13 protein-coding genes, 1 tRNA gene and 2 pseudogenes are annotated in these 14277 nt (G+C 72.0%); 7 read left to right on the forward strand and 9 right to left on the reverse strand.

Features of this window, described 5'->3' with window-relative positions:
• Positions 1 to 91: 91 nt before the first annotated feature.
• Complete coding sequence (locus ACH414_RS13505; RefSeq protein ID WP_386563746.1) at positions 92 to 733, reverse strand: LuxR C-terminal-related transcriptional regulator; 642 nt, start codon at positions 731 to 733, stop codon at positions 92 to 94.
• A complete protein-coding gene (locus ACH414_RS13510) occupies positions 721 to 1911 on the reverse strand; it encodes a histidine kinase (protein ID WP_386563749.1) in 1191 nt (396 codons plus the stop codon). The genes ACH414_RS13505 and ACH414_RS13510 overlap by 13 nt, the downstream gene beginning before the upstream one ends.
• A gap of 213 nt (positions 1912 to 2124) precedes the next feature.
• Between ACH414_RS13510 and ACH414_RS13515 the strand changes: the two genes are divergently transcribed.
• The 4 genes from ACH414_RS13515 (at position 2125) to ACH414_RS13530 (ending at position 5815) form a co-directional block, all read left to right on the forward strand.
• Positions 2125 to 2304: a hypothetical protein gene (locus ACH414_RS13515; protein ID WP_382546900.1), complete on the forward strand. Its 180-nt coding sequence runs from the start codon at positions 2125 to 2127 to the stop codon at positions 2302 to 2304.
• 79 nt (positions 2305 to 2383) lie between these two features.
• Positions 2384 to 3586, forward strand: a complete 1203-nt coding sequence (locus tag ACH414_RS13520; protein WP_382546898.1) for a DNA polymerase III subunit delta' — start codon at positions 2384 to 2386, stop codon at positions 3584 to 3586.
• A 499-nt stretch (positions 3587 to 4085) separates the two neighbouring features.
• Positions 4086 to 5645 (forward strand): alpha/beta hydrolase, encoded by a 1560-nt coding sequence (locus ACH414_RS13525; RefSeq protein WP_382546895.1) that lies wholly within the window; start codon positions 4086 to 4088, stop codon positions 5643 to 5645.
• Positions 5646 to 5741: 96 nt separating this feature from the next.
• Positions 5742 to 5815, forward strand: a tRNA-Thr gene (locus ACH414_RS13530).
• A 150-nt stretch (positions 5816 to 5965) separates the two neighbouring features.
• Here ACH414_RS13530 and ACH414_RS13535 read toward each other — a convergent pair.
• The 5 genes and pseudogenes from ACH414_RS13535 to ACH414_RS13555 all read right to left on the reverse strand — a co-directional run.
• A pseudogene (locus ACH414_RS13535) lies at positions 5966 to 7134 on the reverse strand (tyrosine-type recombinase/integrase); the annotation flags it as partial.
• Between the two features lie 64 nt (positions 7135 to 7198).
• The gene (locus ACH414_RS13540; RefSeq protein ID WP_398941868.1) at positions 7199 to 7402 is read right to left on the reverse strand and encodes a helix-turn-helix domain-containing protein; all 204 of its coding nucleotides are present in this window, start codon (positions 7400 to 7402) and stop codon (positions 7199 to 7201) included.
• 752 nt (positions 7403 to 8154) lie between these two features.
• Positions 8155 to 8571, reverse strand: coding sequence for a GNAT family N-acetyltransferase (locus tag ACH414_RS13545; protein ID WP_398941869.1), 417 nt, complete (start codon positions 8569 to 8571; stop codon positions 8155 to 8157).
• 423 nt (positions 8572 to 8994) lie between these two features.
• On the reverse strand, positions 8995 to 9369 hold the full coding sequence (locus tag ACH414_RS13550) for a hypothetical protein (RefSeq protein WP_398941871.1): 375 nt from the start codon (positions 9367 to 9369) through the stop codon (positions 8995 to 8997).
• Positions 9370 to 9680: 311 nt separating this feature from the next.
• Positions 9681 to 10091 (reverse strand): hypothetical protein, encoded by a 411-nt coding sequence (locus ACH414_RS13555; RefSeq protein WP_382546892.1) that lies wholly within the window; start codon positions 10089 to 10091, stop codon positions 9681 to 9683.
• 275 nt (positions 10092 to 10366) lie between these two features.
• Here ACH414_RS13555 and ACH414_RS13560 point away from each other — a divergent pair.
• Positions 10367 to 10981 (forward strand): annotated as a pseudogene (locus ACH414_RS13560) (pyridoxamine 5'-phosphate oxidase family protein); the annotation flags it as partial.
• Between the two features lie 205 nt (positions 10982 to 11186).
• Positions 11187 to 12578, forward strand: a complete 1392-nt coding sequence (locus ACH414_RS13565) for a cation:proton antiporter (protein ID WP_398941873.1) — start codon at positions 11187 to 11189, stop codon at positions 12576 to 12578.
• A gap of 4 nt (positions 12579 to 12582) precedes the next feature.
• On the opposite strand, the gene ACH414_RS13570 is transcribed toward ACH414_RS13565, so the two are convergent.
• Together ACH414_RS13570 and ACH414_RS13575 are read right to left on the reverse strand one after the other, a co-directional pair.
• Entirely contained in the window at positions 12583 to 12990 is a 408-nt protein-coding gene (locus ACH414_RS13570) for a sigma factor-like helix-turn-helix DNA-binding protein (protein ID WP_382546887.1), read from the reverse strand.
• 2 nt (positions 12991 to 12992) lie between these two features.
• Complete coding sequence (locus ACH414_RS13575) at positions 12993 to 13394, reverse strand: DUF6479 family protein (protein ID WP_382546884.1); 402 nt, start codon at positions 13392 to 13394, stop codon at positions 12993 to 12995.
• 371 nt (positions 13395 to 13765) lie between these two features.
• Between ACH414_RS13575 and ACH414_RS13580 the strand changes: the two genes are divergently transcribed.
• Positions 13766 to 14275 carry a SigE family RNA polymerase sigma factor gene (locus ACH414_RS13580; protein WP_382546881.1) on the forward strand — a complete coding sequence of 170 codons (510 nt, stop codon included), beginning with the start codon at positions 13766 to 13768 and terminating at the stop codon, positions 14273 to 14275.
• The last annotated feature ends 2 nt before the right edge of the window (positions 14276 to 14277 follow it).

The following is a 14277-nucleotide window of genomic DNA, read 5'->3' on the forward strand; positions in this document are numbered from 1 at the left end:
TTACAGGACATGGGAGTTGCGCTGCCTACGACGCACGCGGCTTGCGCGGCGACGCACCCCCTCACGCCTCGTCCAGGTCGTACGCCCGCCCTCACGCGTTGAGGTACGCCAGCACCGCCAGCACCCGGCGGTGGCCGCTGTCGCTCGGGGGCAGGGCCAGTTTCGCGAAGACGTTGCCCACATGCTTGTGGACGGCCCGCTCGGTCACCACCATCGAGCGGGCGATCGTCGCGTTGTCGTGCCCCTGGGCCATCAGCGCGAGGCACTCGCGTTCGCGCGGGGTCAGCGAGTCCAGCGGGTCGTCGCGGCGCCGGGCCATCAGCTCGGTGACGACCTCCGGGTCGAGGGCCGTACCGCCCGCCGCCACCCGGTCCAGCGCGTCCAGGAACTCGTCCACCCGCCCCACCCGGTCCTTCAGCAGATAGCCGACGCCCCGCGCGCCCCCGCCGAGCAGCTCGGCGGCGTACGTCTCCTCCACGTACTGGGAGAGCACGAGGACCGGCAGGTCGGGGAGTTCGGCGCGGGCCGCGAGCGCCGCCCGCAGCCCCTCGTCGCGAAAGCCGGGCGGCAGCCGCACGTCGAGGACGGCCACGTCCGGTCGCTGCTCCAGGAGCAGCGGAAGGATCTCGGGGCCGGTCGCCGCCACTCCGGCCACCTCGTGCCCGGCCGAGGTCAGCAGGAGGACCAGGCCCTCCCGCAGGAGGGCGTTGTCCTCGGCGATCACCACACGCACGGCAGCTCCACTTCGATCACGGTCGGGCCCCCGACGGGGCTGGTCAGACGTACGGTCCCGTCGAGCGCGGCGACCCGGCGGCGCAGGCCGAGCAGCCCGGAACCGCCGCTCTCGCCCGCCTCGGCGCCGCCGCGGCCCTCGTCCCGCACGGCGGCGCGCAGCCCGGTGGGGGTGCGGGCGAGCAGGACGGAGGCGCGGGTGGCGCCGCTGTGCTTGGCGGCGTTGGTCAGGGCCTCGGCGACGGCGAAGTAGGCGGCGGCCTCGACGGCGGCGGGCGCTCGGGGGCCGTCGGAGTCCCCCGTGGCCGCGTCCGGCGACTCGACGGTCACCGTCACCTCCAGGCCACTGCCGGCCGCCAGGGCGCGGACCGCGCCGGTCAGGCCGCGGTCGGTGAGGATCGGCGGGTGGATGCCGCGCACCACGTGGCGCAGTTCGGCCAGCGCCTCCTCGGCCTGGTCCTGGGCGTCGTCGAGGAGCTTGCGGGCGGTCGCCGGATCGGAGTCGTACGCCCGGCGCGCGAGCCCGATCCGCATGGACAGCGCGACGAGCCGGGCCTGCGCCCCGTCGTGCAGATCGCGTTCGATGCGGCGCAGTTCGGCGCCGTGCGCGGCGACGGCGCCCGCCCGGGTCGCGGTCAGCTGCTCGATGCGGGCGGCCAGCGCGGCGTCCCTGGCGGCGGACGGGCCCGGGGTGAGCAGCATCCGCGACCAGTCGGCCTCCAGGTCGGCGAGCCGCCCGATCAGCGGCAGCGCCACGGGGGCGCGGCCCGCGAGGCCGGCCCAGACCCCGTCGACGAGCAGGGCCGGCACCCACAGCACCAGCGCTCCGTACATGAGGAACAGCCCGTACAGCAGCTGCGCCACCATCCAGCGCAGGTCCCCGAACGTGGACGGGTCCGCCAGCGCGGTGCGCACCCGCTCGGGGAGGGGGCCTTCGAGCGGCAGATACGCCTCCGGGACCGGCAGCCCGGACCGCGCCGCGCTGCGCCGCCGCTCCCAGCCGGCGAGGCGGCGCAGCAGCAGCACGCTCTCGGGGAGCACGCCGGCGCCGATGACGGTGAGGACGAGGATGCCGGTGAAGAGGGCGACGCCGATCATCAGGTGGCACAGGAGTCCGATGGCCGCCCCCAGGGCGAGGTGGCGCGTGGCCCTCCCGGCTTCCTTGATCGTCTCGCGCATGGGTCAAGGCTAGGTGACGGCCGGGCGGGGGACGGTGGAGCGGGCTACACCCTCGGTTCGGGGGCGGGCACGGCTGTGCGGGAGGGCGCGGACGGGGAGCATCGAAGACGTACCGAGGAGCGAGAGCCGATCACCCTGATCGCCCCGGTCCTCACCCCCCCCTTTCCTATTTCTTGCTCCTTCTTGCTCTTTCTTGGCCTTCGGAGGTCCCACATGCGCTCCTTGCTCTGGCTGATGCTCGCCGTCGGCGTCGTCGCGAACGTCTTCGTCACCACCTTCTCCGGCTACACCGGGATCACCCAGATCCTGGCCAGTGCCGGGACGGGTGCCCTCTTCATCGGCTCGGCCGTGGCCCTCTGGCTGACCCGCGGGCGGGTCGCGGGGCGGGGCTGACGGCGGCGGGGTCGACGGCGGCGGCGTTGTCGGTGCCGTGCCCCACAATGGAACGCGTACCTGAGGAGGGGCTGCAGACATGGCCGTATGGGACGACCTGGTGGGACAGGCGCGTGTGGAGGAGCAGCTCGCGGCCGCCGCGCGCGACGCCGACGCGCTCGTGACCGCCCAGGCGGCCGGCGAGCCCGCTCCCGAGGCGTCGAAGATGACGCACGCCTGGCTGTTCACGGGCCCGCCGGGGTCCGGCCGGGACACGGCGGCCCGGGCGTTCGCGGCGGCGCTGCAGTGCGTGAGCCCGGACCGGGCGCTGGGCGGCGCACCGGGCTGCGGCTTCTGCGACGGGTGTCATACGGCGCTGATCGGCACCCACGCCGATGTCGAGGTGGTCCGCACGGACCTGCTCTCCATCGGTGTGAAGGAGACCCGTGACCTGGTCCGGCGCGCCCAGCTGTCGCCGGCGGGCCGGCGCTGGCAGGTCATCGTCCTGGAGGACGCGGACCGGCTGACCGAGGGCGCGGCCAACGTGCTCCTGAAGGCCGTCGAGGAGCCCGCGCCGCGGACGGTCTGGCTGCTGTGCGCACCGTCCCTGGAGGACGTGCTGCCCACGATCCGCTCCCGCTGCCGGCACCTGTCGCTGCGCACCCCGTCGGTCGAGGCGGTCGCCGACCTGCTCATCCGCCGGGACGGCATCGAGCCGGGGGTGGCGCAGGCCGCGGCCCGGGCCACCCAGGGGCACATCGACCGCGCCCGGCGTCTCGCCACCGACGAGCGGGCGCGCGCCCGGCGCGCGGTGGTGCTGAAGCTGCCGCTGCGGGTGGGGGACGTGGGCGGCGGTCTGCGGGCGGCCCAGGAGCTGATCGACGCGGCGGCCGAGGACGCCAAGCAGGTCGCCGAGGAGGTCGACGTCAAGGAGACCGAGGACCTGAAGGCGGCTCTCGGCGCGGCGCAGGGCGGTCGGATGCCGCGGGGCACGGCCGGGGCGATGAAGGAGCTGGAGGAGCGCCAGAAGCGCCGCCGCACGCGGACCCAGCGCGACAGCCTGGACCTGGCGCTCACCGACCTGACCGGCTTCTACCGCGATGTGCTGGCCGTGCAGCTGCGCGCGGGCAGCGCCCTGGCCAACGAGGACGTGCGGGACTCCCTGGAGACGATCGCGCGCGAGACGACCCCGGAGCGGACCCTGCGCCGGATCGAGGCGGTGCTCGCCTGCCGCGAGGCCCTCGACCGGAACGTGGCGCCGCTCCTGGCGGTGGAGGCGATGACGATGGCGCTGCGGGACTGAGCCGGTCGAGCCGACGAGTCGGGCGAGCCGAGGAGTCGGGCGGGCCGAGGAGTCGGGCGGGCCGAGGAGCGGGCCAGGCAGAGGAGTCGGGCGGGCCGAGGAGCGGGGCGAGCCGAGGAGTCGGGCGGGCCGAGGAGCGGGGCGGGCCGAGGAGTCGGGCGGGCCGAGGAGTCGGGCGAGCCGAGGAGCCGACCGGCCGAGGAGCCGACCGGCCAAGGAGCGGGGCGAGCCGAGGAGCCCGACAGGGCAGAGGAGGCGACCCGCCGAGGAGCCGACCCGCCGAGGAGCCGGCCGAGCCAGCTGAGCCGATCGAGCCGATCGAGCCTGCCGAGCCGGTCGAGCCGGTCGAGCCGATCGAGCCTGCCGAGCCGGTCGAGCCGAGGAGTCGGAAGCTGCCGACTCCTCGGTCCAAGGGCATCCGGACCGGCACCGGCCCCGGGATACCGCCGACACTCGGCCGATTGGACACGCTCCGCACTCGTCCCGATACGCTCCGGGAATGGATTCCAGGCGCCTGTTCCGCATCTCCGCCACGGCCTTCGCGGCCGCCGGTCTGATCCTCTCCGGCTGCTCGGGCGGCAGTGACGCCGCCTCGTCGTCCCCGTCGACCGGTACGGCGACCGCCACGGCGTCCGGGGCGGGCGCGGGGACGGCGGCGCTGGGCAGGTACTACGGCCAGAAGGTGTCCTGGCGCGACTGCGGTGTGGCGAACTTCCAGTGCGCGACCGTCCTCGTCCCGCTCGACTACGCGAAGCCCGAGGCGGGCGACGTGAAGCTGGCCGTCTCCCGGGTCAGGGCCTCCGGCCCCGGCAAGCGGCTCGGCTCGCTCCTGGTCAACCCGGGCGGCCCCGGCGGCTCGGCCGTCGGCTATCTGCAGGGATACGCGGGCATCGGCTACCCGGCCCAGGTCCGGGCCCGCTACGACCTCGTGGGCGTCGATCCCCGGGGCGTGGCGCGCAGCGAGCCGGTCGAGTGCCTGACGGGCCCGCGGATGGACGCGTTCACGCAGGTCGACCAGACGCCGGACGACGCGGCCGAGACGAGCGCGCTGGCGGCGGCGTTCAAGGAGTTCGCGGCGGCGTGCGAGAAGCGCTCGGGCCGGGTGCTCCCGCATGTGTCGACGGTGGCGGCGGCGCGTGACATGGACGTCGTACGGGAGGTGCTCGGCGACCGGAAGCTGAACTACGTGGGCGCGTCGTACGGCACGTTCCTGGGCGCCACCTACGCGGAGCTGTTCCCGGACAAGGCGGGGCGGCTGGTCCTCGACGGGGCGATGGACCCGTCGCTGTCGGCGGCCGACCTCAACCGCGACCAGACGGCCGGCTTCGAGACGGCCTTCCAGGCGTTCGCGGCGGACTGCGTGCGCAAGCAGGACTGCCCGCTGGGCACGGAGTCCGTCCCGGCGGCGACGGCGGCCCTGCAGCGCTTCTTCCGGGAGACGGACGCCAAGCCGGTGCCGACGGGGGAGAGCCGGCGGCTCGGCGAGTCGCTCGCCACCACGGGCGTGATCGCGGCGATGTACGACGAGGCGGCCTGGCCGCAGCTGCGGGAGGCGCTGACGCGGGCGATCGGCGGCGAGGGCTCGGCGCTGCTCGCCCTGGCGGACACCTACTACGAGCGGGAGCCGGACGGCTCGTACGCGAACCTGATGTCCGCCAACGCCGCCGTGAACTGCCTCGACCTCCCGCCCGCCTTCACGGGCCCGGCGGACGCCGAGAAGGCGGTGCCGTCCTTCGAGAAGGCGTCCCCGGTCTTCGGCCGCGGCCTGGCCTGGGCGACCCTGAACTGCACCTACTGGCCCACCCCGGCGACCGGCCGCCCGCACCGCGTCACCGCGGCGGGCGCACCCCCGATCGTCGTCGTCGGCACCACCCGCGACCCGGCCACCCCGTACAAGTGGGCGCGCTCCCTGGCCGCCCAGCTCTCCTCGGGCACCCTCCTCACCTACGAGGGCGACGGCCACACCGCGTACGGCCGCGGCAGCGACTGCATCGACACGGCGATCAACACCTACCTCCTGGAGGGCATCGCCCCGCAGAACGGAAAGCGCTGCTCATAGCCCCCGCCCGGGCCCGCTCCGGGGGTGGTCGGAGCACCCCGGGAAACTGTGTAGACTTGGCGACGCTGCTGCACCCACCATGGGAACGCACGGCATGCCGCCTTAGCTCAGTTGGCCAGAGCAACGCACTCGTAATGCGTAGGTCTCGGGTTCGAATCCCGAAGGCGGCTCAGACAAAACCCCAGGTCGGATGCTTCCGACCTGGGGTTTTCTCGTTCAGCGACGCGTCGGCGGAGCCGAGCACGTGCCGCGCGTGTGGCCGTGGTCTCAGATTTGGTCTCAGTCGGAGGTTCGGCGACCATGACGGTCGCCAGGGGCGCCCCCAGCTCGTTCAGGATCGTCCCGGCTGTGTGGCGCCTCCCGTCATACAGGCGGCGGTCGTCGCTCCCCGCCGCGGCAAGGAGCTCCTTGAACTCCTCCCAGTCCTGCCGGGGGTCGAGCGGCCGGCCATCCGGACGCGCGAACACGACATCGTGGTCCTGCCACAGGTCACCGGCGGCTGCCCGCTCCGCCTCCTGGAGCGCTCGGAGGTCCTTAAGCGGCGGGATTGGTACGGGGTTCTGGCTTTTCTTCGTCTTGGGGCGGGTGAACACCAGGCAGGCCCCCCGCCCTTCCTCTCGGGGCAGGGGCTCGCGTGCTCCGTGCACCCCGTCGGGCAGGGCTCCGGGCAGCCTCTCTTGTGCCCCTTGTGAGTAGTGCACGGCGATGAGCAGGGCTCGAACCGGTGCAGCCGCTCACCGCACGTATGCGGATCCGCGCAGCCGTGCTTCCACGTCAGCCGCTGAAGCTGCCAGCGCGGGTGGAACAGCTCCACCTCCAGGTCGACGTACTTCCAGCGCATGCCGAGGGTCTCGCCCTGGCGGAAGCCCATCCCGACGCCGACCAGCCAGCGCATGAACGTGGGGAGCTTGGCAGCTGCCTCCAGGAAGGCGCGCGCTTCGTCTGCGTGAACGGATTCGCCTCGGTCTCGTCCACGGTCGGCGGGCCGACGAGCGTTGCGACGTTCTCGACGATGATCCGACGGCGGTGTGCGATCTTCAGGGCGCGGGACAGGGTGCGGTGCACTTTGAGCACGCGGGATGGGGCGTGCCCCTCCTCCAGTATCGCGGCGTACATCGCCTCCAAGTGCTCCGGCTCCAGCCTGTTAAGCCGGTGCTGGCCGATGCCCGGGATGATGTCGTTGCGGGTCTTGGACCAGTAGTCGTCCAGCGACCGCGGCTTGAGCTTCAGGTCAGGCTCGCGATCGTCGTCAGGTGCGTCTCCGTCCACTGGGCCACGGTCGGCACGCGTCCCGCCTTCGGGGCCCGCTGTTCGTCGCGCAGCTTCTCCAGGGCGCGGACCTTGCGGGTCACTTCGCTTCCGTCTTGCCCGTTCGGTGGCGACGGTCCAGGCTTCCGTCGGGCTTAACGCCCGTGGTCACGCGGCCGTGCCAACGGCCTTCGCTCCCCTCGTAGATGGACGATTCCATGTTGTGGTTGCGGGGGCTCATCGCTTCCTCTCATGGGTGAGGCGGCCCCGGTGAACTCCGGGGCCGCCTCGGGTGCTTCGCTCAGTCAGGCGGTCTGTCGGGGGAGACCGGCGGCGAACGCCTCCAGGTCAGTCCGTCGGATGCGGCGGGCGCGGCCCACCTTCCCGCACGGCAGGACGCCGGCGGCCATCAGCTCGTAGACGGTGGAGCGTCCGAACGAGAGCGCTTCGGCGGCGGCGTCCACGGTGAGCAGGATCCGGTTGGCAACGGGCATGACGGGGGTGGGCACTCGAATGCCTCCTCGGCAGGTGAGTAGGCCTTTCGGCCGTCTTCTGTCAGGTCCGCTACCTCCGCTACCTCCCTGCTCAGGGGCGTGATCGCAGGTAGCGGATGGGGTAGCGGTAGCGGATGCGTGCGCTACCGTCCCCGGCTTGCGGGGCGTGGGGCCGGTAGCGGGGTAGCGCTCATCCATCAGCTCTCGCTCCAGGGAGGGGCGGATGATCTCGGGGTTGTCGAGGCCGCGCTGACCGCAGCGGAGGTCCGGGCAGCGGGCACCGCTGGCGCGCCGACTATCGGAGCCGCTGAAGCCATGAAGACGGCTCGCCCATCGGGGCGGCGCGTGGCCCTCGTCGTCAGCAACAACTCTGCCGAGTCTGTGTGCGCCTACCCGTCGTCCCATGGGCTATCGACGCCGTTGAGGCTGTAGTGGGCAGGCCAAGCCTGAGGCCAGACCGCATGAAGCCGGCACCGTATCTCCTGCTCGAAGCGGCGTCGCTGCTAGGAGTCGCCCCAGAACGGTCAGTTCTCACCGGCCACTCTGTGAGACATCGAGGCATCCGAAGCGGCAGACGCGAGGAGTGTGGGCTTCGCCAACAAACCCGGCAAGCAGGAAGTTCTCAGCTCAGCCGGAGCCGACGCGATCGTTCTCGATATGAACGAAGTAGCACGAGCTCTCGCGAGGGCGTAGGAGTTCGCCGAAGGGCGCCGCTGACTCGCGAGCGGCCTCATTTTGCCTTCTCTGCGGGAGGGGGCAGTGAGCCTTCAGGCGACCGTGAACCAGTAACGCATCGTTGATGCGTTCTGACAGGGAAACGGCGCCTGATCAAAACCCTGCGCCTTGACCATTCCCTCGCTTCGCTTGTTGCGGTCGTCGATCACTGCGAGAACGAGGACCTCTTGATCGCTTTCCCGGTCTACAACGTCATCCAGAGCCCTCTCCAGGGCTCTGCGTCCTAGCCCAGTTCCCTGATAGGTGGTTGCCACGGCGACCACACGCAACAGACGGAGAGGGCCGGACCACCCCGCCTGCTCCTCGATCCAGGCTCTGTAGCTCGCTTCGCACCGGGCGTGTGCAACCACAGCTCCGAAGTTAGTGTCCACGTCCTCGGCTACTAGGACCCGCTCATCGAGAACGCCGCGGCACTCTTTTCGCGCCTGAGTGCGGATCCACGTCTGCACTTGCAGCTCCCACTCAGCCGGGTGGGGCAGCTTCCTGCCCCCGACCGATCTTGGGTGTGGTTTGGTGCAGCTAAAGCGCTCAAAGGCCTGGCGATCACTACTCGTGGCGGGCCGCCACGAAAGGTCGGTCAATCGCTAGCCCTCGCCCTCCGGCGACGCGGCGGGGACGATGCTAGACGTTCCCGCATGTAAGCAGCGGCGGCAGCAGGCGGGGGCGTGCTGTAGACGCGAGAGTACGTAGCCGCGAGCTGCACGTCCTCGTCAGACTCGTGCACCTGAGGGGTTCCGGCGGCTCCCGCACCAAGGAGAAGTCGTTCTGCTAGCAGCCGGGCATTGTCTACACCGCTCTGCGCGAGGGGCAGAAACTGCGAAGCTCTAAAGCCCTTCGGGCGCGCTCCGACGGGGAGGGTGAAGTGTGTCAGCTCACGCGGTGTAGGCATCTGCATCGCCACCTGTCAGCCCCCCTGGCTGCCGCATGTTGTCGTATGTGTTCGCAGCTTGCTGAAGGACCTGGATCAGTTCACCCAGTCTCGTCCTGCTTAGAACGTACCGCCCCTTCGTGTCCACTGGAAGGGTACCGAGTTCCTGAGCTTGTTGCCTCATCTGCTCAGGCGTTCCTGTGATCAGAGGGGGGTCCGCCTGCCCTAGAGCAATGTGGACAGCATCAGGATCGCCTCCGGGGCCGGGAAGCCCCATCGACACGATGAACTGGTTGATCGGCTGACTCGGCATGTCCGCGTTCCGCCAGACGAGCCGCACTTGAAACGATTCACTGGGCAGGTTCTCGGGCGTGGTCACGTCGGTCAGTGTGCCATTGCTCAGTGCTCCCACGTCAGGTGGTTAACCCATGCGGACCACAGGCGACAGTCTGCTCCGTGGTCTCAATTTTGGTCTCAGCCGGCCGCTGGTACGTGGACGTCCGTCGCTGTCCGGAAGCACCGGGTGCCGCCGATGACCTGCGGCGCAGCCGCTTCGGCGGACACCCCCGGACGCCCCCGGACCAAGATCCGACAACTCGTAATGCGTAGGTCTCGGGTTCGAATCCCGAAGGCGGCTCAGACAAAACCCCAGGTCGGATGATTCCGACCTGGGGTTTTCTGTTGCTCGGGTCAGCCGTGGCTGTGGCCCCAGTCCCTGCAGAGGGCCCAGATCACGAAGACCGAGACGGCGATCAGGATGAGCGCCCACCACGGGGTGTACGGCAGCCACATGAAGTTCGAGATGATCGTGAGCGAGGCGATGAAGATGCCGGCGCCGCGGGCCCAGTTCTGGCCGGCCAGGAGGCCGAGGCCGACGAGGACGCCCAGGATGCCGAGGATCAGGTGGATCCAGCCCCATGCGGTCAGGTCGAACTTGAAGACGTAGTCGCCGACGCGGGTGTAGACGTCGTCCTTCGCGATGGCCGCGATGCCCTGGAAGATGTCCAGGACGCCGACGACGCTCAGGACGACCCCTCCGAAGAGGGTGCCCCCCGACGCCCATTTCTGGGCGGTGGTCCTCGCCTGCGTGTGCTCGGTCATGGCATGGCTCCTTCTACGGTCCCGGGCGCTTCAGCGCCGGGGAATCCGGTCCTCGGCCAGAGCGAATTCCTCGTCCGACGGCACGCCCCGCGCGGCCGACCCGGCGGCCACGCCGATCGGACCGGGGCGCCCCTCGCGTCTGAGACCACCTTTCGGCAGACGCCACGAAGTCGCTTTTCATTCTCCCGCCGACCCGGTTTGATCGCACACGCGGACGGATCCAGGGAACAGTGCGGAGGGGAATCGTGATCACCGAGCGGACGCGGCTGCGGCGGATGCGGCACAAGGGGAGCCATCGGCGGGAGGACCTGGACGCGGTGCTCGCCGCGGGGTTCCTCTGCCACCTCGGCGTGGTCGTGGACGGCGCGCCGATGGTCGTGCCGACCGTGTACGGGGTCGACGGCGACCGGATCTACCTGCACGGCTCGGTCGCGAGCCGGAGCCTGGTGCAGGCGCCCGACGGCGTCGTGTGCGTCACCGTGACGCACGCCGACGGACTGGTGCTAGCGCGCTCGGTGTTCGAGCACGGGGTCAACTACCGCAGCGCGATGATCTACGGCGTCCCGCGGATCGTGACCGACCCCGAGGAGAAGCTGCGCGGGCTGCGGGCGCTCACCGAGCAGTCCGCGCCGGGACAGTGGGAGTACGCCCGGCAGCCCAGCCGCAAGGAGCTGGCCGCGACCGCGCTCGTCGCGCTCGACCTCACCGAGGCCTCCGTGAAGGTCGCCGACGGGCCCCCGGACGACGGCGACTCGCCCGACGCCGAGCTCGGACTGTGGGCCGGGGTGCTCCCGGTCGTCACCCGCTTCGGGGCCCCGGTCGCCGACCCGGTCCTGCCGCCGGGCATCGAGCCGCCCGCCCATGTCGCCGAACGGGAAGGGCGGCGGGCCGACATGGTCCACGGGACGGGCGTGGCTGACGTGGCGGACGTGGCTGAGGTGGCTGAGGTGGCTGAGGTGGTGGACGCGTCGGACGTGGCTGACGTGGCTGACGTGGTGGAGAGCCCGGCGTAGGCGAGACTGGCCCCTGATCGCCAGGGTGAGCCCGGGGGCGCCTGGGAAGCCCAGGGAGAGAAGCAAGGGGGGAACAGGCGCCGTGGCCGGAGCCTCCCACGCCGTACCGATCGAGGCCGTGGTCCTGGCCGACGTGGCGGTCGTCCTGCTGGCCGGGGCCGTCATGGTCCGGATCGCGCGCCGGTTCCACCAGCCGCCCGTGGTCGCGGAGATCGCCGCCGGGCTCATGCTCGGCCCCAGCCTGCTGGGGCTGCTGCCGGGGGACCTGCCCGCCCTGGTCTTCCCGCCCGACGCCCGGCCGATGCTCTCCGCCGTCGCCCAACTGGGCCTCGCGCTCTTCATGTTCCTGGCCGGCTGGGAGCTCGACCTCGGCCGGCTGCGCGGCCGAGCCGCCTCCGTGGGCGCCACGGCCCTCCTCGCGATGGGCGCCCCCTTCGCCGTGGGAGCGGGCGCCGCGCTCCTGATCTACGGGTCGCAGGCGCCCGCCGGGGTCGGCCGGGACACCTTCGTGCTCTACCTCGCCACCGCCTTCTCCATCACCGCCTTCCCGGTCCTCGCGCGGATCGTCCGCGACCAGGGCCTCGGCGCGACCCGGGTCGGCACCACCGCCATGGCCTGCGCCGCGGTCGGTGACGTGGTCGCCTGGTGTGTGCTCGTGCTCGTGGTGGCCCTCGCCGGGGCGGGAGGGGCGGGAGGGGCGGGAGGGGCAGGCGGGCCCGGCGGGTTCTTCCGGGTGCTCGGGTGGACGTGCGCGTACGGGGTCGCCATGGTCCTCGTGGTGCGGCCGCTGCTGCACCGCGTGCTGCGCCGGGCCGGCAGCGGGCGGCTCGCGGTCGTCGTGGCCGGGGTGCTGCTCTCCGCGTACGCCACCTCGTTTGTCGGCGTCCACGCGATCTTCGGGGCCTTCGCGTTCGGGCTCGTCATGCCGAGGGAGCGTCCGGGTGCTCCTCCGGGTGAGCGTCCGGGTGAGCACCCGGAGGAGGAGCCGGGTGGGCAGCGGTTGGGGCGGGAGGTCGCGGTGCCGCTGGAGAAGGTGTCCTCCCTCCTCCTGCCGGTCTTCTTCGTGCTCACCGGCCTTTCCGTCGACATCGGCGGTCTCGGCTGGTCCGGTGTCGCCGTCCTGTTCCTGGTGCTGGCCGCCGCCGTCGCCGGCAAGTTCGCGGGCGCCGTGCTCCCGGCCCGGCTCTCCGGCATGAGCCGGCGCGAGGCGGGGGCCTTGGGGGTGCTGATGAACACGCGCGGGCTCACCGAGATCGTCATCCTCGGCATCGGCCGCGAGCTGGGCCTGATCGGGCCCGAGCTGTTCACCGTGATGGTGCTGATGGCCCTGGTCACCACCGCCATGGCCGGGCCGCTGCTCCGGCTACTGGGGGTCGGCGGCGTCGCGGGTCCCGGCGGTGCCGGCGGTCGCGCCGCCGTCGCCCGGCGCGTCGACCCGGTCCCCGCGGAGGAGGCGTCGGCCGGAGTCCGGTGAGGTCCTACGGCCGGGCCGGCTCCGGCATCTCGTCCGTCTCCGCCACCCGGCGCCTCGCGCGCGCGGCCAGTTGGCGGGCCGCGGCCGGGGTGAGGTCCATCGCCGGGGCGATCTCGTCGAAGGGCACGCCGAAGTCGTCGTGGAGCACGAACGCCACCCGCTCGGCCGGTGGCAGCTCCTCCAGGACGGCCTCCTCGCCCGGGGCGCCGCCCGGCGGGGGTGGCGCGGGGCCGGTCCGCGCGGCCTCGCGGGCCCGCAGCCGGGTCAGGCAGACCCGTACGAGCGGGGCCAGGGCGGCCCCGCCGGATTCCTCAGCCTCCCGCACCGCCTCGTCGGCCTCGCCGTACGAGCCGAGCAGGCGGTACGCGACTGCGCGCAGCCGCGTACCGGTGGGTGTCGTGTGGGCGTTCACGGTCAGTCGCCGTGACCGGTCCCGCCGCTGCCGAAGCCGCCGCTGGAGATGCCGCCCCACTTGCGCTTCTCCTCGCTCGGCGGTTCTGGCGAGGTCTCGGAGCCGGACGTGCCGCCGTCCTTGAGCTGGTACGGCATGAGCCGGTGCTCGCCGTCGGTCTTCGGCATCTCCGCGGGCCTGCGGTACTCCGACATCTCGCCGGGCAGCCGGTCCGTCTCCGGCCGGCTCGGCTGTTCGTCCGGGTCGGGCGGGCGCGACTCGCGGTTCTTCAGGCGGATGCCGAGCATGAAGGCGCCGAGGAGGACGAAGACCACGATGAGTCCGCCGAGGACCTGGGCGAGGCCGGACTGCCACACACCGGCCGCCGTGGTGACCTGGGCGGAATCCACGAGGAAAGTGTTCATACTTCAGCATTACCCCGTTTTGCTCCGTTTGTTCCCACGGAGGGTCCACGGCTTGCCCCCGGTTGTTCCAAGGGCGGCCCAAGGGCGGTCCAGTGGCGGTCCAGGGGCGCTCAGGCGTGGCCCGGTGATGGCCCAGGGGTGGGTCAGGGCTGGGTCCAGGGGCCCAGGGGTGGGCCAGGGCTGGATCCAGGGGTCCAGGGGTGGTCCAGGGGTGGCCCAAGGCGTCTTCTGGGCGCGGAATCCCGTCTGAAACATTTCCGGGAGCCCATCGCGTCAGTGAGGTGTAAGCGAGGTGCGGCGGCGAGGGAACGCATCGCCCGCCCACCGACAGCGCACCACAGCGAACACGTCACAGCGACGGAAGGGGGGACATGAGACAGTCCCGCGCGGACGAGTTCCTGGAGTTCGCCTCCGCCCGTTCGGGCCATCTGTTCCGCTCGGCATGCCTGCTGACCAGCGGCGACACCCATCTCGCCGAGGATCTCGTCCAGGAGACCCTGGGCCGGATGTACGCCCTCTGGGGCCGCATCACCCGCATCGGCAACCCCGCGGGCTACGCCCAGACCGTGCTCGTCCGCAACTTCCTCAGCCACCAGCGGCGCCGCTCGGCCACCGAGCGCCCCCTCGGCGAGCTGCCCGACCGGGCGCCCGTCGACGGCGAGGACCCCGCCCTGCGCATCGCCCTGCTCGACGCCCTGGCCGCCCTGGCGCCCAAGGACCGGGCCGTGGTGGTCCTGCGCTACTGGGAGGACCGCAGCGTCGAGGAGACGGCCGACGTCCTGCACGTCAGCTCCGCGGCGGTCCGCACCCGTTCCACCCGTGCCCTGGCCAAGCTGCGCCAGGGGCTCGGGGGCAACATCGCCGAGTTCGCCGCCCGCTGACC

Origin of the sequence: Streptomyces sp. NPDC020422 (genome assembly GCF_044386705.1) — a bacterium.
Taxonomy (GTDB): Bacteria; Actinomycetota; Actinomycetes; order Streptomycetales; family Streptomycetaceae; genus Streptomyces.